General features: G+C 63.2%; 25 protein-coding genes. 9 read left to right on the top strand and 16 right to left on the bottom strand.

Features of this window, described 5'->3' with window-relative positions:
- Positions 1 to 2: 2 nt before the first annotated feature.
- The 6 genes from acpS to folK all read right to left on the bottom strand — a co-directional run bounded on the left by acpS (position 3) and on the right by folK (position 5,010).
- Positions 3 to 416, bottom strand: coding sequence for a holo-ACP synthase (gene acpS / locus C0V82_RS02950; RefSeq protein ID WP_102111052.1), 414 nt, complete (start codon positions 414 to 416; stop codon positions 3 to 5).
- Positions 413 to 1,162, bottom strand: coding sequence for a pyridoxine 5'-phosphate synthase (locus tag C0V82_RS02945; protein ID WP_102113194.1), 750 nt, complete (start codon positions 1,160 to 1,162; stop codon positions 413 to 415). The genes acpS and C0V82_RS02945 overlap by 4 nt, the downstream gene beginning before the upstream one ends.
- Before the next feature lie 11 nt (positions 1,163 to 1,173).
- Positions 1,174 to 1,722: a DUF2062 domain-containing protein gene (locus C0V82_RS02940; protein ID WP_102111051.1), complete on the bottom strand. Its 549-nt coding sequence runs from the start codon at positions 1,720 to 1,722 to the stop codon at positions 1,174 to 1,176.
- Positions 1,723 to 1,760: 38 nt separating this feature from the next.
- Complete coding sequence (locus tag C0V82_RS02935; RefSeq protein WP_245924133.1) at positions 1,761 to 3,974, bottom strand: RelA/SpoT family protein; 2,214 nt, start codon at positions 3,972 to 3,974, stop codon at positions 1,761 to 1,763.
- A gap of 66 nt (positions 3,975 to 4,040) precedes the next feature.
- A complete protein-coding gene (gene rpoZ, locus C0V82_RS02930) occupies positions 4,041 to 4,427 on the bottom strand; it encodes a DNA-directed RNA polymerase subunit omega (RefSeq protein ID WP_054169598.1) in 387 nt (128 codons plus the stop codon).
- Positions 4,428 to 4,512: 85 nt separating this feature from the next.
- Positions 4,513 to 5,010, bottom strand: coding sequence for a 2-amino-4-hydroxy-6-hydroxymethyldihydropteridine diphosphokinase (gene folK, locus C0V82_RS02925; protein WP_102111050.1), 498 nt, complete (start codon positions 5,008 to 5,010; stop codon positions 4,513 to 4,515).
- 239 nt (positions 5,011 to 5,249) lie between these two features.
- On the opposite strand from folK, the gene C0V82_RS02920 reads away from it, so the two are divergent.
- Complete coding sequence (locus tag C0V82_RS02920; RefSeq protein ID WP_102111049.1) at positions 5,250 to 5,882, top strand: LabA-like NYN domain-containing protein; 633 nt, start codon at positions 5,250 to 5,252, stop codon at positions 5,880 to 5,882.
- Between the two features lie 99 nt (positions 5,883 to 5,981).
- Here the strand turns inward: C0V82_RS02920 and C0V82_RS02915 are convergent, their stop codons facing one another.
- From C0V82_RS02915 to C0V82_RS02900, 4 genes are all read right to left on the bottom strand, one after another.
- Positions 5,982 to 6,182 (bottom strand): YdcH family protein, encoded by a 201-nt coding sequence (locus C0V82_RS02915; protein WP_102111048.1) that lies wholly within the window; start codon positions 6,180 to 6,182, stop codon positions 5,982 to 5,984.
- Between the two features lie 106 nt (positions 6,183 to 6,288).
- Entirely contained in the window at positions 6,289 to 6,855 is a 567-nt protein-coding gene (locus C0V82_RS02910) for an FKBP-type peptidyl-prolyl cis-trans isomerase (RefSeq protein WP_102111047.1), read from the bottom strand.
- 90 nt (positions 6,856 to 6,945) lie between these two features.
- Positions 6,946 to 7,431, bottom strand: a complete 486-nt coding sequence (locus tag C0V82_RS02905; protein ID WP_102111046.1) for an FKBP-type peptidyl-prolyl cis-trans isomerase — start codon at positions 7,429 to 7,431, stop codon at positions 6,946 to 6,948.
- Positions 7,428 to 8,087: a hypothetical protein gene (locus C0V82_RS02900; RefSeq protein ID WP_102111045.1), complete on the bottom strand. Its 660-nt coding sequence runs from the start codon at positions 8,085 to 8,087 to the stop codon at positions 7,428 to 7,430. The genes C0V82_RS02905 and C0V82_RS02900 overlap by 4 nt, the downstream gene beginning before the upstream one ends.
- Positions 8,088 to 8,272: 185 nt before the next feature.
- Between C0V82_RS02900 and C0V82_RS02895 the strand changes: the two genes are divergently transcribed.
- The 3 genes from C0V82_RS02895 to C0V82_RS02885 all read left to right on the top strand — a co-directional run bounded on the left by C0V82_RS02895 (position 8,273) and on the right by C0V82_RS02885 (position 11,426).
- Entirely contained in the window at positions 8,273 to 9,943 is a 1,671-nt protein-coding gene (locus C0V82_RS02895) for an NAD+ synthase (RefSeq protein WP_102113192.1), read from the top strand.
- 202 nt (positions 9,944 to 10,145) lie between these two features.
- Positions 10,146 to 10,529 (top strand): chemotaxis response regulator CheY, encoded by a 384-nt coding sequence (locus C0V82_RS02890; RefSeq protein ID WP_281262358.1) that lies wholly within the window; start codon positions 10,146 to 10,148, stop codon positions 10,527 to 10,529.
- Between the two features lie 6 nt (positions 10,530 to 10,535).
- Complete coding sequence (locus C0V82_RS02885) at positions 10,536 to 11,426, top strand: protein phosphatase CheZ (RefSeq protein WP_102111044.1); 891 nt, start codon at positions 10,536 to 10,538, stop codon at positions 11,424 to 11,426.
- A 9-nt stretch (positions 11,427 to 11,435) separates the two neighbouring features.
- Here the strand turns inward: C0V82_RS02885 and C0V82_RS02880 are convergent, their stop codons facing one another.
- The gene (locus C0V82_RS02880) at positions 11,436 to 12,128 is read right to left on the bottom strand and encodes a helix-turn-helix transcriptional regulator (RefSeq protein WP_102111043.1); all 693 of its coding nucleotides are present in this window, start codon (positions 12,126 to 12,128) and stop codon (positions 11,436 to 11,438) included.
- Between the two features lie 219 nt (positions 12,129 to 12,347).
- On the opposite strand from C0V82_RS02880, the gene C0V82_RS02875 reads away from it, so the two are divergent.
- Positions 12,348 to 13,082: a glutathione S-transferase family protein gene (locus C0V82_RS02875; RefSeq protein ID WP_102111042.1), complete on the top strand. Its 735-nt coding sequence runs from the start codon at positions 12,348 to 12,350 to the stop codon at positions 13,080 to 13,082.
- Here the strand turns inward: C0V82_RS02875 and mltG are convergent, their stop codons facing one another.
- The 5 genes from mltG to fabD form a co-directional block, all read right to left on the bottom strand.
- Entirely contained in the window at positions 13,083 to 14,093 is a 1,011-nt protein-coding gene (mltG, locus tag C0V82_RS02870) for an endolytic transglycosylase MltG (RefSeq protein WP_102111041.1), read from the bottom strand. It abuts the gene before it with no gap.
- A gap of 8 nt (positions 14,094 to 14,101) precedes the next feature.
- A complete protein-coding gene (gene fabF, locus C0V82_RS02865; protein ID WP_102111040.1) occupies positions 14,102 to 15,367 on the bottom strand; it encodes a beta-ketoacyl-ACP synthase II in 1,266 nt (421 codons plus the stop codon).
- Between the two features lie 141 nt (positions 15,368 to 15,508).
- The gene (locus C0V82_RS02860; RefSeq protein WP_102111039.1) at positions 15,509 to 15,745 is read right to left on the bottom strand and encodes an acyl carrier protein; all 237 of its coding nucleotides are present in this window, start codon (positions 15,743 to 15,745) and stop codon (positions 15,509 to 15,511) included.
- Positions 15,746 to 15,956: 211 nt separating this feature from the next.
- Positions 15,957 to 16,697, bottom strand: coding sequence for a 3-oxoacyl-[acyl-carrier-protein] reductase (fabG, locus tag C0V82_RS02855; protein WP_102111038.1), 741 nt, complete (start codon positions 16,695 to 16,697; stop codon positions 15,957 to 15,959).
- Positions 16,698 to 16,724: 27 nt separating this feature from the next.
- Positions 16,725 to 17,660 (bottom strand): ACP S-malonyltransferase, encoded by a 936-nt coding sequence (gene fabD, locus C0V82_RS02850; protein ID WP_102111037.1) that lies wholly within the window; start codon positions 17,658 to 17,660, stop codon positions 16,725 to 16,727.
- A gap of 298 nt (positions 17,661 to 17,958) precedes the next feature.
- Here fabD and C0V82_RS02845 point away from each other — a divergent pair, with 298 nt between their 5' ends.
- From C0V82_RS02845 to rpsR, 4 genes are all read left to right on the top strand, one after another.
- On the top strand, positions 17,959 to 18,771 hold the full coding sequence (locus C0V82_RS02845; RefSeq protein WP_102111036.1) for a hypothetical protein: 813 nt from the start codon (positions 17,959 to 17,961) through the stop codon (positions 18,769 to 18,771).
- An 80-nt stretch (positions 18,772 to 18,851) separates the two neighbouring features.
- A complete protein-coding gene (locus tag C0V82_RS02840; protein ID WP_102111035.1) occupies positions 18,852 to 19,628 on the top strand; it encodes a hypothetical protein in 777 nt (258 codons plus the stop codon).
- Between the two features lie 198 nt (positions 19,629 to 19,826).
- The gene (rpsF, locus tag C0V82_RS02835) at positions 19,827 to 20,294 is read left to right on the top strand and encodes a 30S ribosomal protein S6 (protein ID WP_054169615.1); all 468 of its coding nucleotides are present in this window, start codon (positions 19,827 to 19,829) and stop codon (positions 20,292 to 20,294) included.
- The gene (gene rpsR, locus C0V82_RS02830) at positions 20,291 to 20,572 is read left to right on the top strand and encodes a 30S ribosomal protein S18 (RefSeq protein ID WP_102111034.1); all 282 of its coding nucleotides are present in this window, start codon (positions 20,291 to 20,293) and stop codon (positions 20,570 to 20,572) included. The genes rpsF and rpsR overlap by 4 nt, the downstream gene beginning before the upstream one ends.
- Positions 20,573 to 20,588: the final 16 nt, after the last annotated feature.

Raw genomic sequence — 20,588 nt, 5'->3', positions numbered from 1 at the left:
CGTCACATCCCCGCCGGTTGGGCCGAAATGACGACAAAGGCCTGGGCATAAGGCAGTTCATCCGTCATCGACAGATCGATGCGGGGCACCATGCCCACGGGGACCATGGCGTGGAGGCGGTCAAGCGCACCGCCCGTCAAATGCAGGGTCGGGCGGGCCTTGCCGTCGGACAGGACCTCGATATCCTTGAAATGCACACCCTCTGCATAGCCGGTGCCCAGTGCCTTGGTCGCCGCCTCCTTGGCCGCGAAACGCTTGGCATAGGTGGCGGCGCGGACAGTGGCATTGCCCGTCGCATCGGCACGGGCCCGCTCGGCATCGGTAAAGACACGGGCAGCGAAACGGTCGCCGAAACGATCCAGGCTGGCCTGGATGCGGCGGATATCGACCAGATCGCTACCGATGCCCAGGATCATGCAGCCCCCGCACGACGACCGGCATCCATGCGGGCACGCATCTCTGCGATGGTGGCGGGCAGGCCGATGAACATCGCCTCCCCCATCATGAAATGCCCGATATTCAGCTCCACGATGGACTGAATGGCGGCGACGGGGCCGACATTATCAAAGGTCAGGCCGTGACCGGCATGGCATTCCAGGCCGATGGCAGCGGCATGCGCCGCGCCCTTGACCAGCCGCGCCAGTTCGGCATCGCGGGCCGGGCCATTGGCGGCGTCGGCATAGGCGCCCGTGTGCAGTTCGACAACGGGGGCACCCAGGTCACGCGCAGCATCCAACTGATCCACATCCGCCCCGATGAAGATGGAGACGCGGATGCCGGCATCGGCCAGACGTGCGACATAGGGCTTCAGATGCGCGCGGTTGCCGATGACATCCAGGCCGCCCTCTGTCGTGCGCTCCTCCCGCTTTTCGGGAACCAGACAGACGGCATGGGGACGGTGGCGCAGTGCGATGGCCAGCATCTCCTCCGTCGCGGCCATTTCCAGGTTCAGCGGCTTGTAAAGCTCCGCCATCAGCCGGTCGATATCCTCGTCCCTTATATGGCGGCGATCTTCGCGCAGATGGGCCGTGATGCCGTCGGCACCGGCATGGACGGCCAGAAGGGCGGCGCGTACCGGACAGGGATTGTCCCCGCCGCGCGCGTTCCGCACGGTGGCCACATGGTCGATATTCACGCCCAGACGCAACGGCTTGGCACCCATCATATCCACCCTCAAATACCCTTGCCCACGAGCACACGACCAGCCCGACGCCGATCCCGTCGCTTTTCCTGATAGAACCGGATCAGGGGCTTGGCAATCACGTATGCGATGATGCCCGCCGCAACCCCCATCACGGCGCCACCGGCCAGCATGGGTGCAAACACCTGCCAGGGATGGTCGATCAGGAAGGCCAGGGTCAGGCGGGCCTGATCCTCATGCCCCGGCGCCATGCCCAGCAGCGAACAGCCCAAACGGTAGCTGGAGTACCAGATTGCCGGAAAGGTCCAGGGGTTGGCCACTATTGTGCCCACCATGGCGCCCATGATGGACGCGCGCGTGACCCAGGCCAGCAGGAAGGCGATGGGGAAATGCAGACCCAACAGCGGCGTCATGGACAGCGCCACACCCCAGGCAATGCCCAGCGCAATGGCATGCGGCGAGCCCTGAATCCGCGCGATCCGGTAGGCGACATAGCGCCCGGACCGCACCAGCCCCATGGAGGGCCAGAGCAGCCGCCGCAAGCGCCCCGCCGGGGTCAACGGTTCACGCCGCCTGAACATGATGCCTTATGGTTCCTTCCCAGTCCCCTGTGGGACCGTCAGCGCCCACGTTCGACCGAATGGATCACCGGGGTGGCCCGCAACGCCGCCATGATGTTGGTCAGATGCTTGACGTCTTTCACGTCCACATCGATCAGCATCTCGAAATAGTCATTCGTGCGGTTGGTGATCTTCAGGTTCGTGATATTGCCGCCATTCTTGCCGATGACCGTGGACAAGGTGCCCAGCGCCCCCGTCTCATTGGCCACCACCACCGACAAGCGGCCCACCAGATCGTTGGGTGCGTCGGCATCCGGGTCCCAGGAGACGTCGATCCAGCGTTCAGGACTGTCGTGGAAGCTTTCCAGCGTCTCACAATCAATCGTGTGGATGGTCACGCCCTTGCCCGTGGTGACGATGCCCACAATGCGATCGCCCACGATGGGGTGGCAGCAACGGGCATAATGCACAGCCATGCCCGGGATCAGACCGCGGATGGCCAGCGGTGTAGTGCCCCTGCCCTTGGTCGCCGGCTTCGGCTTGGTGGCGATGGCCACCACCTTCTCGTCCGCCACAACGGGATTGACGTTGCGGTGGCCGGGGAAGATAGAATTGAAGACGTCGCGCTGGCCCTCAGTGCCGGCACCGATGGCGGCCAGCAGATCGTCCACACTGGGCTGCTGATAAATTTTCAGAACGCCGTCGAAGGCCTTTTCCGAATATTCATAGCCTTCCTGCTTGAACAGCCGCTCCATCAGGCCACGGCCGAGCTTGATATGCTCGCCCCGCTGCTGGGTGCGGATGAAACGACGGATGCGGGCGCGGGCCTTGCCGGTGATGACGAAGTTTTCCCAGTCCGGCGAGGGCGAGGAATTCTTCGAGGTCAGCACCTCCACCTGGTCGCCATTCTGCAAATGGCTGCGCAGCGGCTGCATGCGGCCATTGATCTTGGCCCCCACGCAGGTGTCGCCCACCTGGCTGTGGACGGCATAGGCGAAATCGACCGGCGTGGCCCCGCGCGGCAGGGCGATCAGGTCACCCTTAGGCGTGAAGCAGAAGACCTGATCCTGGAACAGTTCCAGCTTGGTATGTTCCAGGAACTCTTCCGGGCGCGTCGCATGTTCAAGGATATCAAGCAGTTCGCGCAGCCAGCGATATTGCCGTCCCTCGGTCTTGGGCTGCGCCGCCTCGGGCGCGCCCTGCTTGTAGGACCAGTGGGCAGCCACACCCATATCGGCCACTTCATGCATGTCGCGGGTGCGGATCTGCACCTCAATGCGCTGCTTTTCCGGACCGATGACGGTGGTGTGGATCGACTGATAGCCGTTGGGCTTGGGCGTGGAGATGTAATCCTTGAACCGCCCCGGCACGACCGGGTAGCGGGCATGGATGATACCCAGCGCCTGATAGCATTCGCCCAGTGTATCGACCACGATGCGGAACGCCATCACGTCGGACAGCTGTTCGAACGCCACATTCTTGGCGTGCATCTTGCGCCAGATCGAATAGGGCGATTTCAGGCGCCCATAGATCTCGGCATTGGCGACGGCCGATTCGTTGTTGAAGCGGACAGTCTTGTCCAATTCCTCGATGATGCGATCAACACGGGCCTTGCCCGTGGATTGCAGATCATCCAGGCGGATGCGGATACTGTCATAGGCGTCCGGGTTCAATTCCTTGAACGCCAGATCCTCCAGTTCGTCCTTCCAGCGCTGAATACCGATGCGTTCGGCCAGCGGGACGTAGATTTCCAGCGTCTCACGCGCAATGCGGCGGCGCTTTTCCGGCTTCAGGAACTGGATCGTGCCCATATTGTGCAGGCGGTCGGCCAGCTTGACCAGGAGGACACGGATATCCTCCGACATGGCCAGCACCAGCTTGCGGAAGTTTTCCGCCTGCTTGGTGCTTTCGCTCTGCTCACCGATATTCTGCAGCTCGATGCGCGACAGCTTGGTCACGCCATCGACCAGACGCGCGACCTCTGGCCCGAACAGACGCTGGATTTCCTCCAGCGTCGTCAGGGTGTCTTCAACCGTGTCGTGCAGCAGTGCCGTGATGATGCTGTTGGCGTCGAGCTTCAGCTCCGTCAACAGCCAGGCCACCCAAATCGGATGGACATAATAGGGATCGCCACTGGCCCGCGTCTGCGAGCCGTGCGCCTTCATCGTGAAGACGTAGGCGCGGTTGAGCGCGTCCTCATCGGCATTGGGGTCGTACCCCATCACGCGCTCAACCAGCTCGTACTGGCGGATGATTTTGGTCTGGCGGCTCATGCTACACCGCCAATCCAGGTCTTATCGCGCCAACACGGGCCTTCCATTTGCACGATCCCGTTGGCTTTACATGTCCTCGTCGGCCAGATCGGCCGAGCCGACATCACCTTCGGAGAAGTCCATCTCCCCGCCCAGCTCGTCCTCGGCCTCGGCACGGGCGGCATCCGCACCCCAGGCGGTCTCGCCGGCCATCAGCTCGACAATCTCTTCCTCGGGCTCGTCCTGCTCCGGCACGCGCTGGTGACCCTTGATCAGGCTGTTCTTCAGGTGATCCAGCACCACCGTCTCATCCGCGATCTCGCGCAGCGCAACAACGGGGTTCTTGTCATTGTCCCGGTCGATCGACAGGGGCGAACCGGACGCGATGTCACGGGCGCGCTGGGCAGCCATCATCACCAGTTCGAAACGGTTCGGAATCTTGAGGACGCAATCTTCAACGGTAACGCGGGCCATATCCAGATACTCTCCAGCGACGGATAAGCTTTGATTTATAGGGGGCTGCATTCCCCATTGCAAGGACGCCCGCCCTTCGCTGAAATCATTCCAGCCCCGACAGCGGACGGATGGCCTGATCCGGGGGCAAGGCAGCGATCAGATCAGCGATGCCACGACCGTCGGCGGGATGGGTCCAGTCTGGCGCCACATCAGCCAGGGGTAGAAGGACAAAGGCGCGATCCGCCATGCGCGGGTGCGGCAGAATGGGGGGGCCGACATCAACCATACGCCTGTAATCGATCAGGTCGAGATCCAGAACCCGCGCCTCGTTCCGCTCACGCCGAACTCGCCCGAATTCCTGTTCCACCTGATGCAGGCAATCCAGCAGGGCGGCAGCGTCCAGATCACACTCGACCCGCGCCACGGCATTCACGAACCAGGGCTGGTCAGAAACCGGCACAGGCGCGGTTTCGTAGAACCGCGAGAGGGCGGCAACGATGATTCCCATGGAGTCGAGCCGGGCCAAGGCCTTTTGGCAGATATCCAGGGGTTTGCCCAGACCGGGAACATGGAGATTGGAGCCGACGGCAATGAAAATCACGGGTGTTTTCCTGGAAATCGCAAGGGCCACACCCTATCTCGATAGATGCAGTGTTACGGCGCTTGCTGCCAACCATGTGATGGCATACCGTGCCGGAAATCATCCGTCACCTGCCGTGTGGTCCGGGCACCTTAGATTGGTGCAATGGCGTCGCGGTACCCGGACTGCCCTTCCCGGTTGGGCGTCCGGTGCAAATATTCCGGGGTAAACCATTTTTGACAACGTGATTAGAGGAAGCAATGGCACGCAAGATATTTTACCAGCAAGAACGGCTGGCAATGTTCATCGATGGCGCCAATCTGTATGCAGCGGCGCGATCCCTGGGTTTCGACATCGATTATAAGCGATTGCTGGAACTTTTCGCGGCTGAGGGCCGGCTGATCCGCGCCTTTTATTACACCGCTCTGGTCGAGGACCAGGAATATTCGCCGATCCGTCCGCTGGTCGACTGGCTGGACTATAACGGCTACACTATGGTCACCAAGCCGACCAAGGAATTCACCGACGCGTCCGGCCGGCGCAAGATCAAAGGCAATATGGATATCGAACTCGCCATCGACGTGATGGAGATGGCGGAGAATGTCGATCATATCCTGCTGTTCTCCGGCGATGGCGATTTCCGCCGGCTGGTGGAAGCGGTACAGCGCAAAGGCGTGCGCGTGACGGTCATCAGCACGGTGCGGTCCACCCCGCCGATGGTTGCCGACGAACTGCGCCGTCAGGCCGACAATTTCCTGGAACTCCAGGACTTGGCCAACTCCATCCAACGCAGCCATTCCAACCGCTATCAGCAGTCCCCGCTGGCCCATGAACATTCCGGCACCGACGATCACGCGGTGCAGCCGGACCATCATACGGAACAGGGCGAGTAAACAACGCCCCCCTTCCGAGAATGACAAAGGCCGCAGCGGAAACGTTGCGGCCTTTTTCTATGACATTTTTCGATGGCGTTGAGCGCCGGTCAGGCGGCATCAGGCGATGATGTCAGGCACCATCTGGCTTTCCAGGCGGGCAATCATGTCCTTCAGCAGAAGCTTGCGCTTCTTCAGACGCTGAATCTGAAGCTGGTCGACGGGGAACTGCTCCGTCAGCCGCTGGATGACATCATCCATGTCGCGATGCTCTGTCTTCAGAGCCGCGAGTTTTTCTTTCAAAACGAGCTGGTCGGTCATCGGGTTCCGCGTCGCACACCTTGTCCCAGGCGCTGCAACGCCTGGCGCATCCATACCACAAATCGCATCCCCGGTGGGGCACGCAATTTTCGTAAACGTGGGTTGGTCAGCGAATAGTACCAGGCTTGGCCAGAAGATTGGTGGTGTCCGGCTTGCGGATGCCCAGCAGTTCAACCGTGAACAACAGGGTCGCATTGGGCGGGATGCCGCCATCGGGTTGACCACGCAGGCCATAGCCCAGATTGCCGGGTACGGCCAGTTCCCACTGCTCCCCCACCCGCATCATGACCAGTGCTTCCTGCCAGCCGCGCACCAGCCGGTTCACGGGGAAGGTGGCGGGGCGGCCCCGACCATAGGAACTGTCGAATTCTTTGCCGTCGATCAGCACGCCCCGGTAATTCACCGTCACCTCATCCGACAGAAGCGGACGCGGCGGATTGCCGGCCACACGGCGGACAACGCGGTATTGCAGGCCGGACGGCGTCACCTGCCAGCCGGGCTTCTTCTGGTTTTCCACCAGATACTGTAATTGCGGATCGACACGCGGCATTGACAGCACGTCATTGACGCCCCCCGCCGGCGGCGATGCCGGTGCCTGCTGCGCACAGGCCGGGGCGGCCAGCGCCAGGGTCAGGGCGATCAGGGAGGCGGCATTCTTCAGGCGGCCGGTCATGTCAACGCTCCGCATTGCACAGGATAATGGAGAAGCAGCGGGTTACCATGGATCGGGCCGCGGGTCACGCAATGCGTGCCCCTGCGTGCCCTATAATCCGCTGCTGAGCTTGGGCTTCACAAAACCCAGCACCTCGATCGTGAAGAAAAGGTTGGCATTGGCCGGCACCTTGCCACTGGCAGAACCGGAGGGGCCATAGCCGGCACTGGCCGGAATGGCCAGTTCCCAGACATCGCCCTTGCGCATCAGCGGTAACACCTGCTTCCAGCCGGCAATGGCGCGGGTCAGCATCAGCTGCGCCGGCTGTCCCATCTCACGCGTATCCTCGAACACCTTCCCGTTTTCCAGTCGTCCCTGATAATGCAGGGTGGCGGTGGAGACGAGCGGCACGAGAGGCCCCGTGGCCGGACCCGATTTTATAACGCGATAACGCGTGGGGCCATTGGTCACACCCTGCCAGTCTGGCCCCAGTTTGGCCAGGAACGCCTGTTCAGTGCTGCTCAACGCCTGTGCCCGGACGGCGGCGGGCAGCAGAATGGTCGGCAGGGCGGCCAGCAACAGTGCACGACGTTTCATTTCGGTGCCCCCTCCTTTGCCGCCTTCTCCTTGTCGGCTTGAAAGGCGGGCGGCATGCGACCTTCAATCGGGTCCAGCGTCATGACGGAGAGGCCGGCGGGCGGCGTGAACAGGGCCGGGTCCTGGGGCCCGCGCCGTATATCCGTCAGGGTCATGGCGATGCTGACCGCCCCCTCCCCGCTGGTCCTTCCTTCCATCTTTACATAAATGCCGTCGCGGGTAACCCAGACGCGGCCGTCGAATCCGGCACCATCGGGCGTGATATCCTGCACCCGGTACCGGGTCACAGTCTCGCCGGACAGGGTTTCACTGCCCTCCCTGGTGCCCGACAGCTGCGCCAGGCTGCTGGCTACCATCCCGACCTCCGGATCGGTCAAAGGCAGCTTCATGCCCATGTTGCTTTCCGGCTGCACCACCAGCGCCTCGCCCTGATCGGGTCGGATGATCAGCAGGTTGTTCAGGCCATCCACCCGGCTTTCCCGGCGTTCCAGCCCCTTATCGTGAAAGATGCGGGCCGACAGAGCCACGCCATCGACGTTCAGATTCTGGGCGGCGGAGAAGGTGGCAACGGGGACCGGCAGCTTTTCCGCCCAGGCCGGCCTGGCGATGAGCAACAGGCCGAGCCCCAGCAAGACCGAACGGGAAAGCGCCATCATCAGGCTCCACAAGGATTCGTTGGCGGCACGTTACGGGTGCCGAAACAGCACCGCAAGCCGGGAGAAGCAAGGCGGCCATGCCCACGCTGCCAGCGGAGGGCGGCTTGACCCCTTATACTCAGCAAGAGCATATGAAGGGCGAACCGCGCCACACCCAGGCAGAAGTTCCGGCAGGACAAGGTATCATGACCGATCAATTGACCATCGCGCTGGCACAGATCAACCCCACCGTGGGTTCCCTGGACCACAATGCCGCCCTGATCCGCGCCGCCCGTGCCGAGGCAGCCACCGCCGGTGCCGACCTTGTCGTCTATCCCGAGCTTTCCATCTGCGGCTATCCGCCCGAAGATCTGGTCCTGAAGCCCTTCTTCCTGGACAAGGTCGAGGATGCAGTGCGCGCGCTGGCGGCGGAAACCGCCGATGGCGGCCCGGCCTTGCTGGTTGGCGCCCCCTGGCGCGTTGATGGTCACCGATACAATGCAGCGCTGCTGCTGGATGGTGGTGCCATCGCGGCCGTGCGGTTGAAGCATGACCTGCCCAATTACGGCCCCTTCGACGAGAAGCGGGTTTTCACCGCTGGCCCCCTGCCCGGCCCTGTCAATTTCCGCGGTGTGCGGCTGGGCGTGCTGATCTGTGAGGATATGTGGAAGCCCGACGTGGCCGAGACGCTGGCCGAGACGGGGGCCGAACTGCTGGTCGTTCCCAATGGCAGTCCGTTTGAGATCGACAAGGCCGACCGCCGCCTGGAACTGGCGGTATCGCGCGTCGTGGAGACGGGCCTGCCCCTGATCTATCTGAACCAGGTCGGCGGCCAGGATGAGCTGGTTTTCGATGGTGCATCCTTTGTGCTGAACCGCGACCGATCGCTGGTGGCGCAATTGCCGGCCTTTGCAAGCCGCGTCGCCATTACGCGCTGGGTACGCGGTGCCGATGGATGGACAGGGGCGTCGGACGAAAAGGTGGCCCCGCCGGATGCGCTGGGCGCGCTGTACGGTGCCATGGTGCTGGGCCTGCGTGATTATGTGGGCAAGAACCGGTTTCCGGGCGTCATCCTGGGCATGTCAGGCGGCATCGATTCGGCCATTTCCGCGGCCGTGGCCGTCGATGCGCTGGGGGCCGACAGGGTGCATTGCGTGATGATGCCCAGCCCCTATACCAGCCAAGACAGCCTGGATGATGCCGCCGAATGCGCCGGCCTGCTGGGTTGCCGCATCGACACCATCTCCATCCGTCCGGCCATGGATGCGTTTGCAGAGATGCTGGCCTCGTCCTTCGCGGACACCAAGCCCGACATCACGGAAGAAAACCTGCAAAGCCGGTCACGCGGCCTGACCCTGATGGCCCTGTCGAACAAGTTCGGCAGCATGGTCCTGTCCACGGGCAACAAGTCGGAAATGTCGGTCGGCTATGCCACGCTCTATGGCGATATGTGCGGCGGGTACAATGTGCTGAAGGATGTCTATAAGACGACCGTCTACAAGCTCTCGCACTGGCGCAATCAGAACCATCCAGAAGGGGTGATGGGGCCGGCGGGCCGGGTGATTCCGGAACGGATCATCACCAAGGCCCCGACGGCAGAGCTGAAGCCCGATCAGAAGGATCAGGACACGCTGCCCGAGTACCCGGTGCTAGACGACATCCTGGAATGCCTGGTCGAGCGCGACCTTTCGTTGCATGACATCGTGGCGCGCGGGCACGACGCAGAAACGGTAAACCGCGTCTGGCGCATGCTGGACCGGGCCGAATATAAGCGCCGTCAGGCCCCGCCGGGCGTGAAGATCACGTCACGCAGCTTTGGTCGTGACCGCCGCTATCCCATCACCAGCGGGCTTCTGTCCCTGGTTCGTGGTGCATAAGCATAGATTGCCGGGGGTCATGGCTTGACAAGCCAGGGACTGCCTACCAAAGTGCGGCGCTGTAACCCGGATCGGGGTGAACTTGATTGGCTTGTCAGGCCGGATCGGGTAACCTGAAAGGGTAGTCGGCGCCCGTTATGGACGCCGGGCAAATATTCGGTAGATTTCCTTTGGTGCAACACGTTCAGGTGGGGGTTCCGCAGTGTCCTTGAACATTCAGGTGCTGGTTGTCGACGATTACGCGACGATGCGGCGTATCATCAGGAACCTGCTCACCCAGATCGGGTTCACGAAGATCGATGAAGCCGCCGATGGTGCGGAAGCGCTGTCGAAGCTGCGTTCCGCAGCCTTTGGTCTGGTGATTTCCGACTGGAACATGGAGCCGATGACCGGCCTGCAGCTTCTGAAGGAAGTGCGCGCCGATGTGCGTCTGAAGGCCACGCCCTTCATCATGGTGACCGCCGAATCGAAGACGGAAAACGTCATCGCGGCCAAGGAAGCCGGCGTGAACAACTACATCGTCAAGCCCTTCAACGCCGATACGCTGAAGAAGAAGATCGAAAGCGTTCTGGGCGCTCTGGGCTGATCCGCTGTGTCCGAACCGATCTTCGATCTGTCCGATCAGGATTACGACGAGATCGAGGACGCGTTGATGTCCAGTCCGCGCGGTCGCGCCTTTCTGCGTGCCCGCGACCGGCGTAACCGGGTGGTGGCGGTGGATGATGTCCGCCGCCTGATCCGCGATCAGCGCGACCATCCGGAAGTTGATCCGAAATCACACATCAAGGTCCTGCGGCGTGAGCTGCAGGACCTTTCTTCGCATATAGCGGAGACGCGGCGTGAGATCGCCGCGCTGAAGCCCGACGACCCGTCAGCCGACCGCATCATGCGCGCGACGGAAGAGTTGGACGCCATCCTGCAATCCACGGAACACGCGACGACCGAAATTCTGAATGGGTCGGAGCGTATCCAGTCGGTGGCTGACCGGTTGCGCAAAGATCGCCCTGACCTTGCCCAGACCCTGGACAATGAAGTCACGGAGATCATGACGGCCTGTTCGTTCCAGGACATTACAGGCCAGCGCATGACCAAGGTGGTGAACACCTTGCGTTATATTGAGCGTCGCGTGCATGCCATGATCCAGATCTGGGGTCTGGAGAATCTGGATGCTGACGAGATGGCGGCTGCCCTTGCCAACGAACCCAAGGATACGCGTCCCGACGCCCATCTGATGAACGGACCTTCCCTGAAAGGCGCCATCAATCAGGATGCGGTCGACATGCTGCTGACCGGCGCGGCAGCGGCCCGCGCCGCCGGTGCCGACCCGCTGGCGCCGCAGCCGATTGCTGTCACCCCGGCAGCTGCCCCTGCTCCCCCACCACCTCCCCCGGCTGCAAAGCCTGCCGCCAAGGCGGTGGAAGATGAACCGGCCAGCAGCGGTCCGGCCCTGTCGCAGTCCGCCGTCGACGATTTATTCCCGTAACCTACGGGATCAGCAGTTTTCCGCTCGATCCAGGCTTTTGCGCCAGCGTGCCCGCAATGCTGCGGGGCGTTCCGGATAGCGTTCGCCCGTGAACTCCGCCCGGACCACACGGTCCGTGCGGAAATGCCGGAAGTCGGCCCGCATCTCGCACCAGGCGGCCAGCGTGCGGGCATTGTCGAAATAGGCGATCAGGACGGGCCAGACCGACCGCACCGTTTCCCGCCCCTGTTCATCGCGATAAGTAAGATACAGACGGTGGCCGGCATGGATGGCGGCGCGCAGGGCCACCATGTCGATACTGTCCTCAACGGCGCGCGGGCGCGGCGGGGCGACACTGGCCGGACGCTGCACCACGGGGCGCAGATCCTCCGGCACTGCCGCCTCAATCTTGGCCATCAGATCGGCGGCGGCGCGGGCCAGCACGGGATCGCCATGGCGGGACACCCATTGCGCACCCAGCATCGCCACCTCGATCTCATCCGGTGTCAGCATCAAAGGCGGCATGTCGAATCCACCCTCCAGCATATAGCCGACCCCGGCCTCCCCCCGGATAGGCACACGCTGTCCGATCAGCGTGGCGATGTCGCGGTAGATGGAGCGTTTGGAGGTTTCCAGTTCCGCCGCGATGGCATCCGCCGTGATCGGGCGCGGTGCACGGCGCAGAATCTGGATGATCTGAAACAGCCGGTCCGCACGCCGCATGATGTCATCTCCCTTAGTCGCCGGGCGGGCGCATCCGCGCCCTTGACTCACGGTGCATGAGCGCCGGGCTGGCAGTCGCCAGCCTCCCAACCGTCAAGGGTAAACCCTTGGCGGCTTGGTAATCTCTGCCCTTCTGACAGGATGCTGACAGTAGGGTGGCAGCAGGGGTGCTGTAAACCATTCCCATCACAGCAACCGACGCGACGATGGAGCACCCCGATGATCAAGCTGCACGCTTTCGGCCCCGCCTTTGGCCTTCCCGAGCCCAGCCCCTATGTCACCAAGACGGAAGTGCAGCTGCGCATGGGTGGGCTGGCCTTTGAAAAGGTGAAGGGCGATCTGGAGAAGACACCCAAGCACAAGCTGCCGATCATTGAGGATGAGGGCGTAATCGTCGCCGACAGCACCTTCATCCGCGCCCATATCGAGCGCACGCGCGGCATCGACCTGGATGAGGGCCTAACGGTGCGGCAGCGGGCGGAGGCCTGGGCCATCGAGCGCATGCTGGAGGATCATTTCTGCTGGGCGCTGGTCCATGAGCGCTGGATGGATGAGGGCAATTTCCAGAAGGGCCCCGCCCAGTTCTTTCAGGCTGCACCCGAGCATCTGCGCGCGGCCATCATCAAGGATGTGCGGGAGCGGGTCGCCGCCAACATGTATGCCCACGGCATCGGGCGGCACAGCGATGCCGAGCGGCTGGAATTGGCCAGCCGGTCACTGGCAGCCCTGGCAGCCCTGCTGGGGGACAAACCATTCCTGATGGGCGACCGGCCGACCGGCGTGGACGCCTTTGCCTTCGCGGTCCTGGCCGGTGCCCTGGCACCGCTGTTCGACACGCCGCTGCGCAGTGCTGTGGAGGCGCACGGCGCCTTTACCCCCTATGTGCAGCGTATGGCGGGACGGTTCTATCCTGATCATGCCTGGTGGTGGGATCAGGTCCGTCAGGCGGCGTGATCAATCTCCGTCCCGTACACGCCGCCATTTCACGACGTTGCGGTTATGCTCCTCCAACGTCTCGGCAAAGGCGTGCCCGCCCGTACCGTCGGCCACGAAGTAGAGATACTTGTGGGCTTCGGGCTTCAGCACGGCCTGAAGCGACAGAAGGCCGGGATTGGCGATGGGGCCGGGGGGCAGGCCCGGGATCACATAGGTGTTGTAGGGGCTTTCCAGCTTCCAATCGGCGCGGGTCAGGTCACGATCGATCTGTCCGCGTCGGTCCGACAGGGCATAGATGATGGTCGGGTCGGATTGCAGTCGCATGCCAATGCGCAGGCGGTTCACGAACACGCCCGCGACGCGCGGCCGTTCCGACGCCACCCCCGTCTCCTTCTCCACGATGGAGGCCAGGATCACGGCCTCCTGCTTCGATTTCAGGGGCAGGTTGGGGTCACGGTCGGCCCAGAGTCGATCCAGCGCCTTTTCCATGTCGTCCGACATGCGCGACAGGATGTCGGCGCGGGCATCATCGCGCAGATATTGATAGGTTTCGGGCAGAAGGGTGCCATCAGCGGGAATGTCGGTGACGTCGCCCGACAGCGTCTGCTCACCACGCAGGCGTTCCACGATCTGCCAACTAGTCAGCCCCTCCGGCACCGTCACGCGGTGGACGATGACCTTGCCGGAGATGATCAGGTCCAGCGCGTCTTTCACGCTGATCCCCGCCGGGAACAGATACTCCCCTGCCCGCAGCCTGGCCCCATCGCCACGCAGGCGTGAGGCGATGACGAGTTCCAGAGGGTGACCCACCACGCCGGCATCGACGAGACGCTGCGCAATGCCCTGCACGCCCGTTCCGCGCGGAATGACCACGGGAGTATCGGCGGTCAGCGGGCCCGGCCCGACATAGCGCTGCCAGCCCAGCCAGGCACCACCGGCACCCACCGCCGCTAGGACAAAAAGCGACGCCGCCGTCGGCAAGAGCCAACGGCGGCGCGGTTTTGTCTGGTTTTCTGGCGTCTCGGTCACGCTGGTGATCAGGACACAGCCTTGAACACCAGCGAGGCGTTGGTGCCGCCAAAGCCGAAGCTGTTGGACAGGGCAGCGCGGACCTTGCGTTCCTTCGCCACCTTCGGCACCAGATCGGCACCCGCCGTACCTTCGTCCGGGTTCTCCAGGTTCAGGGTCGGGGGAACGATCTGATCGCGGATCGACAGGACGGAATAGATGGCTTCGACCGCACCGGCGGCACCCAGCAGGTGACCGATGGCCGACTTGGTCGAGGACATAGAGGCACCGGCCAGATCATTGCCGAACAGGCGCTTCACAGCCCCCAGTTCGATCATGTCGCCCAGCGGCGTGGAAGTGCCGTGCGCGTTGATATAGTCGATGTCGCCGGGGTTCAGGCCAGCCCGCTTCATAGCCATGCGCATGGAGCGGAATCCGCCATTGCCATCTTCGGACGGCGAGGTGATGTGATAGGCATCGCCCGACAGGCCATAGCCAACCACTTCGGCGTAAATCTTGGCCCCACGCGCCTTGGCGTGTTCCAGTTCTTCCAGAACCACAACGCCGGCCCCTTCGCCCATGACGAAACCGTCACGGTCCTTGTCATAGGGGCGGGAGCCGCGTTCGGGCGTGTCGTTGAAGCCGGTGGACAGCGCGCGGGCGGCGGCAAAGCCGGCAATACCCAGACGCGAACAAGCCCCTTCGGCACCGCCGGCCACCATCACGTCGGCATCGTCCAGCGCGATCATGCGCGCGGCATCGCCGATGGAATGGGCACCCGTGGAACAAGCCGTGACCACAGCGTGGTTCGGGCCTTTGTAGCCATGGTTGATGGAGATATGGCCCGACGCCAGATTGATCAGGCACGACGGGATGAAGAAGGGCGAAACGCGGCGGGGACCCTTTTCGGCCAGCACCAGCGACGTTTCGTAAATGCCGGGCAGGCCGCCGATGCCGGAGCCCACGGACACGCCCGTGCGTTCAAATTCCTCGTCATTGGACGGCTTCCAGCCGCTGTCCTTGATGGCTTCCTCTGCCGCCGCGATGGCGAACATGATGAAGTCATCCATCTTCTTCTGTTCCTTGGGCGGAATGAAGAGATCGAGGTTCAGCGTGCCGTCGCTGCCGTCACCGCGCGGCACCTGGCCCGCGATGCGACAGGGAAGATCGGAGACATCGAAGCCCTGGATGGTGCGAATGCCCGACTGACCTTTGATCAGCCGATCCCAGTTGGTTTGCACCCCGACCCCGAGCGGAGTCACGAGACCCATACCGGTGATGACGACGCGGCGCATGTATCCGACCTTACGAAGTGAAGACGATAACGGGCACAGCCGAAGCCGCCACCCGGGTAGAGATGGTGCAGAGCGAGGAGGATTGCCAGGACCGGGAGCGGCCATGCATGGCCGCCCCCCGCCCTTGTCCCACCTTCGCTATCAGTCCTTGGCGGCGCTGATGAAGGAAATGGCGTCCTTAACGGTCAGGATCTTCTCAGCGGCGTCGTCCGGGATCTCGATGCCGAACTCTTCCTCGAAGGCCATGACCAGCTCGACGGTGTCCAGGCTGTCGGCGCCCAGATCGTCGATGAAGCTGGCTTCGTCGGTGACCTTGGCCTCGTCGACGCCCAGGTGCTCGACAACGATCTTCTTCACGCGTTCAGCAACATCGCTCATTTATTTGACCTTTCAGGATCTTCCGGTGGGACCGGCCAGGGCCGGTTGTTAAGGGTCGTCACGGGAAACGAACAAGCAGTCTCCTTGCCCGGCCCGCGACGCCGGTCAGGAAAGAGCCGTCATCTAACATGAACGGCGGCCCCTGACCAGCATTCGCAGCAGGTGGTGCCGAGGGAGCCTTTTCGAAAGCCCCCAACCGGCACTGCCCGCATCAAATCATCGCCATGCCGCCATTCACATGCAGCGTCTGACCCGTGACATACGCGGCCTCGTTGGAGGCCAGATACAGCACCGCGCCGGCGATATCATCCGGAGTGCCCAGACGGCCAGCGGGAATACGGCTGTTCATCGCGTCCTTCTGGGCGTCGTTCAGAACATCGGTCATGGCCGTAGCAATCATGCCGGGCGCCACCGTGTTCACGGTGATGCCGCGCGTCGCCACTTCCTGGGCCAGCGCCTTGGACATGCCGATCATGCCGGCCTTGGAAGCGGCATAATTCACCTGACCGGGATTGCCGGTAACACCCACGACCGAGGTGATGCCGATGATGCGGCCCCAGCGGCGCTTCATCATGCCTTTGACGGCGGCGCGCGACAGGCGGAAGCCGGCGGAGAGGTTCACATTGATGACGCTGTCCCAGTCCTCATCCTTCATGCGCAGGATCAGACCGTCGCGCGTCAGGCCGGCATTGTTGACCAGGATATCGACGGTACCGCCCAGGGCAGCCTCGGCCTTCTTGAACAGTTCCTCCACCTGTGCCGGATCGGACAGGTTGGCGGGCACCACGACGGCATTATCCCCCAGTTCAGCGGCAAGCGCGTCCAGCGCCTCCACCTTGGTGCCGTGCAGGGCGACCTTGGCGCCCTTGGCATGCAGGGTGCGGGCGATGGCGGCACCAATGCCCCCCGATGCACCCGTGACCAGGGCCGTCTTGCCGCTCAGATCGAACATGGAAAACCTCCAGATATGAAAAGCGGATCAGGCCAGGGAGAATGCGTCGATATCGGCGGGCAGACCAACGGAACTGGCGACCAGCTCCTTGTCGATGCGCTTCACCAAACCGGCCAGAACCTTACCGGCGCCCAGTTCCACCAGTTCAGTCACGCCCTGTTCCTTCATGAACAGCACGCTTTCGCGCCAGCGGACGGCACCCGTGACTTGTTCCACCAGCAGGCGACGGATGGTTTCCGGGTCGGTGATGGCCGACGCCGTGACATTGGCGACCAGCGGAGCTGCTGGCGACACGATGGCGGTACCGGCCAGCGCCTCTGCCATGGCGTCGGCGGCGGGCTGCATCAGCGGGCAATGGAAGGGGGCAGACACGGGCAGCAGCATGGCGCGCTTGAACCCGCGCTCCGCCGCGATCTTAATGGCGCGCTCCACCGCTTCCTTGTGGCCTGACACTACCACCTGACCGGGCGCATTGTCGTTTGCAGCGGTGCAGACCTGACCCTGAGCGGCCTCTGCCGCGATCTCACGCGCCGCGTCCAGATCGGCACCCAGAATGGCGGCCATGGCGCCGACACCCACCGGAACGGCCTTCTGCATCGAACGACCGCGCAGCTTCAGCAGGCGGGCGGTGTCGCCCAGGGTGATGGCTCCGGCGGCACAGAGGGCCGAGTATTCACCGAGGCTGTGCCCCGCCACAAAGGCGGCCTTGGACAGGTCCAGGCCCTTCTCGGCCTGCAACACGCGGGCAACGGCGACAGACACCGCCATCAGGGCCGGCTGGGCATTCTCCGTCAGGGTCAGGTCGTCGCCGGGCCCCTCGAACATCAGGGTCGACAGCTTCTGGCCCAGGGCCTCATCCACTTCGGCAAAGGTATCGCGGGCGATGGCGAACCGTTCGGCCAGTTCACGGCCCATGCCGACGGCCTGGCTGCCCTGACCGGGAAAGACGAATGCGCGGCTCATAGATAGGTCCTGCAATAAATCACGTGCGGCCTTGATACAGCGACAAATCGCCCTGTCAAGCCATCCGGCCCCGCAGAACAGGCGCAGAAGCCCGTAACGATTACGGAAGGTGACACTAAGCCGATGGAAATACTGGCGGTGCTGAAGGTCATTCACTTCAGCGTGCTGTTTGGGTCAATGGTCCCTTGTATGGGCTGGAACGCAGTTCGCGATGGCGACTTTCGACTCCGCGAGCGCCCTTTGCGGGAGCGGATAATAGGCTTACACTATCCATCAACCACAAGTCGGGACCCGCCCCATGGCAAGCCCGCGTCGCCACCCGTTCCTGTTGCTGCCTTTCCTGGCGCTGTCGCTGGCCCTGGCCGGTGTTTGGACGCCCGCAAAGGCGCTGGATGAGGAAATTGGGCCGGAGGGGGCACCGCGCATTACCCTGATGGTGCCGCTGACCCCGCTTCTGGTGGACGATCATCAGCAATTGCTGCCGCTGGTGCGCCGCTGGCTGGCCCATGTTGCGAACCGCAGCGAAATGCGGATGCGTATGCAACCCGGCAGTTTCGACCGACGTCTGGCGGAGATCACCCGATATCCCGACAGTTGTATCCTGGGCATGGCGCGCCTTCCGGAGCGGGAAAAGCTGACAAACTGGTTGAGCGTGATCCGCCGTGACCGAGTAATCTTCATCGCGCGGAGCGGTGATCCGTTCCAGGGGGGGATGGCCGACCTGCTGCGGGAGGCCGACAACCGCATCGCCGCACCGTCCGGCCTTTACCGCCCCATTCTGGAAAAGCAGGGTGTGCGTTATGCGCCGGTGGACGATCAGCGCGCGCTGGCCCGGATGGTGGCACTGGGCCGCATCCGGTTTGGCATTGTCCTGGCCGGCACATTGGAGTCGCCCGACATCCGGTCGTTGGGGCTGCGCACCGTCGCGGAAATGGAGCCACTGGAATATTGGTTCACCTGCAGCCGTGAACTGCCGGCCAGCATGACCCTTCGCCTTGCCCAGGTGCTGCGGGGGACGGAGGCGGAGGCGCTGCGCCGGGTGGCCCTTGGCGATGCGCAGCAGCCCAGCCAAGCGGCACCATTCAACAATGACGGACCGCCCACACAGTAGCCACGGCGTCGGGACAAGCGGTCTTTGCCGGCAACCGCAGGTGACGTATAATGGTGGCTTGTCGTCCAACGGGGTGGTGCATGGCGACCCTTAACCGCATCGTCCGGTTCCTGTGCGTCGGCATCGTCATGCTGATGGCGCCCGTGTGTGCGGTGGCAGGTGAAATCGCCAGTTATGGCGCCGCCGATGATCCCCCGGTGTCGATGATGATCTCCATCGCGCCAACCACCGTGGACGCAATGGGCGCACCCCGCCCTGCCCTGGGCCGTTGGTTGGCCCACGTCGCGGAGGAGGCACGAATCCATATGGTCCTTCGGCCACTGACTAATGACCAGCGGCTGGACGAGGTGATGCGGCAGCCTGATGGATGCTCACTCGGCTATGCCCGACTGCCCGCCCGGGAAAAGGATGTGCATTGGTTGATGGAGGTGAAACGCGACCGGATGGTGTTCGTTGGACGGCAGGATGATCTGTTCGGCGGTAACCTGTCCGACTTTCTGCGGCTGGCCGATGGCAAGCTGGGGGCACCCAGCGGGATCTACCGCACCGTCCTGGAGAACCGGAACATCCGGCATATTGCCGTGGACGATCAGCGGCAGCTGGCGCATATGGTGGTGGATGGCACGCTGCGTTTCGGGCTGCTGATCGGTGGTTCGATGAACACGCCGGAGATCAAGGCTCTGCCCCTGCGTATCGTGGCCGAACTGCCGGAACTCGGCTTCTGGTTCGCCTGTTCACAGGCGATGCCGCTGCCGGTGGTGACCCGGATCGCCGAGACACTGAAGACAAAGGCGTCGCAGCAGCTTCATCGCGAGGCATTGAGCCATTTACTACCTGGTATAGCGGCAAGCCTTTAGCAGCCCCATGCGGCAGGGTCACCCCGCCCATGCCGGGCCAGGGCGGCAGCGGGCCTTGCGTGTGGCCGCCCATTCTGTATAGTGCGCGCCTTCCGAAACCCCGCCGGTGCTTTGCCAAGGCGCCGGCTAGGACCGTGCGGCTGATCCAGAACCCGTTCTGGCCACAGCGGCGGACCATCAATAGCCATGGGGAGTTATATGGCACTGTATGAAACCATCCTGATTTTCCGTCAGGACATCTCCTCGACTCAGGTTGAAACCCTGACCGAGACCTTCAGCAACATCCTGAAGGAACAGGGCGGCTCCGTCGTCAAGACCGAGCAGTGGGGTCTGAAGACCCTGACCTACCGGATCAAGAAGAACCGCAAGGGTCATTACGTGTATCTCGGCCTGGACGCCTCTGCGGCGGCCGTTGCCGAAATGGAACGTAACCTGTCGATCAACGAAGACGTGCTGCGCGTCATGACCGTCAAGGTCGAGAAGATCGAAGAAGGCCAGACCGCCATGCTCGCCAACAAGGGTGAGCGCGCGGAGCGTGGCCCCCGCGGTGGCTTCGGCGACCGTGGCCCGCGTCGTGAATTCGGCGACCGTGGTCCGCGCGAGGGCGGCTTCAGCCGTGGCCCGCGTCGTGACGCCGCCGTTGAAGGTGAAGGAGATCGCGCATGACCACCGAACGTCCCCAGGGCGCTCCCACGGGTGGCGCTCCCCGCTCCGGCGGTGGCCGTCGTCCGTTCTTCCGTCGCCGGAAGACCTGCCCGTTCTCCGGCCCGAACGCGCCGGCGATCGATTACAAGGACATCAAGCTGCTGTCCCGGTTCATCTCCGAACGCGGCAAGATCGTCCCGTCCCGTATCACCGCCGTTTCGGCGAAGAAGCAGCGTGAGCTGGCCCGTGCTATCAAGCGCGCCCGCTTCCTGGCTCTTCTGCCGTACGTCGTGAAGTAAGCGAACCAGGAGCAAA

This window comes from Niveispirillum cyanobacteriorum (assembly GCF_002868735.1).
Lineage (GTDB): Bacteria > Pseudomonadota > Alphaproteobacteria > Azospirillales > Azospirillaceae > Niveispirillum > Niveispirillum cyanobacteriorum.
Note: the sequence above shows the minus strand (reverse complement) of the source record. Positions and strands in the feature narration are given on the sequence as shown.

Coding starts and splice junctions, on each gene's coding strand:
- C0V82_RS02845 (WP_102111036.1), top strand. CDS start 17,959: ATGGCAAGCCCGCGTCGCCACCCGTTCCTGTTGCTGCCTTTCCTGGCG.
- C0V82_RS02880 (WP_102111043.1), bottom strand. CDS start 12,128: ATGCGGCGTGCGGACCGGCTGTTTCAGATCATCCAGATTCTGCGCCGT.
- fabF (WP_102111040.1), bottom strand. CDS start 15,367: ATGCGCCGCGTCGTCATCACCGGTATGGGTCTCGTGACTCCGCTCGGG.
- fabD (WP_102111037.1), bottom strand. CDS start 17,660: ATGAGCCGCGCATTCGTCTTTCCCGGTCAGGGCAGCCAGGCCGTCGGC.
- fabG (WP_102111038.1), bottom strand. CDS start 16,697: ATGTTCGATCTGAGCGGCAAGACGGCCCTGGTCACGGGTGCATCGGGG.
- C0V82_RS02900 (WP_102111045.1), bottom strand. CDS start 8,087: ATGATGGCGCTTTCCCGTTCGGTCTTGCTGGGGCTCGGCCTGTTGCTC.
- C0V82_RS02940 (WP_102111051.1), bottom strand. CDS start 1,722: ATGTTCAGGCGGCGTGAACCGTTGACCCCGGCGGGGCGCTTGCGGCGG.
- C0V82_RS02945 (WP_102113194.1), bottom strand. CDS start 1,162: ATGGGTGCCAAGCCGTTGCGTCTGGGCGTGAATATCGACCATGTGGCC.
- C0V82_RS02905 (WP_102111046.1), bottom strand. CDS start 7,431: ATGAAACGTCGTGCACTGTTGCTGGCCGCCCTGCCGACCATTCTGCTG.
- rpoZ (WP_054169598.1), bottom strand. CDS start 4,427: ATGGCCCGCGTTACCGTTGAAGATTGCGTCCTCAAGATTCCGAACCGT.
- C0V82_RS02920 (WP_102111049.1), top strand. CDS start 5,250: ATGGCACGCAAGATATTTTACCAGCAAGAACGGCTGGCAATGTTCATC.
- acpS (WP_102111052.1), bottom strand. CDS start 416: ATGATCCTGGGCATCGGTAGCGATCTGGTCGATATCCGCCGCATCCAG.
- rpsF (WP_054169615.1), top strand. CDS start 19,827: ATGGCACTGTATGAAACCATCCTGATTTTCCGTCAGGACATCTCCTCG.
- rpsR (WP_102111034.1), top strand. CDS start 20,291: ATGACCACCGAACGTCCCCAGGGCGCTCCCACGGGTGGCGCTCCCCGC.
- C0V82_RS02875 (WP_102111042.1), top strand. CDS start 12,348: ATGATCAAGCTGCACGCTTTCGGCCCCGCCTTTGGCCTTCCCGAGCCC.
- C0V82_RS02935 (WP_245924133.1), bottom strand. CDS start 3,974: ATGAGCCGCCAGACCAAAATCATCCGCCAGTACGAGCTGGTTGAGCGC.
- C0V82_RS02910 (WP_102111047.1), bottom strand. CDS start 6,855: ATGACCGGCCGCCTGAAGAATGCCGCCTCCCTGATCGCCCTGACCCTG.
- C0V82_RS02860 (WP_102111039.1), bottom strand. CDS start 15,745: ATGAGCGATGTTGCTGAACGCGTGAAGAAGATCGTTGTCGAGCACCTG.
- C0V82_RS02840 (WP_102111035.1), top strand. CDS start 18,852: ATGGCGACCCTTAACCGCATCGTCCGGTTCCTGTGCGTCGGCATCGTC.
- C0V82_RS02895 (WP_102113192.1), top strand. CDS start 8,273: ATGACCGATCAATTGACCATCGCGCTGGCACAGATCAACCCCACCGTG.
- C0V82_RS02915 (WP_102111048.1), bottom strand. CDS start 6,182: ATGACCGACCAGCTCGTTTTGAAAGAAAAACTCGCGGCTCTGAAGACA.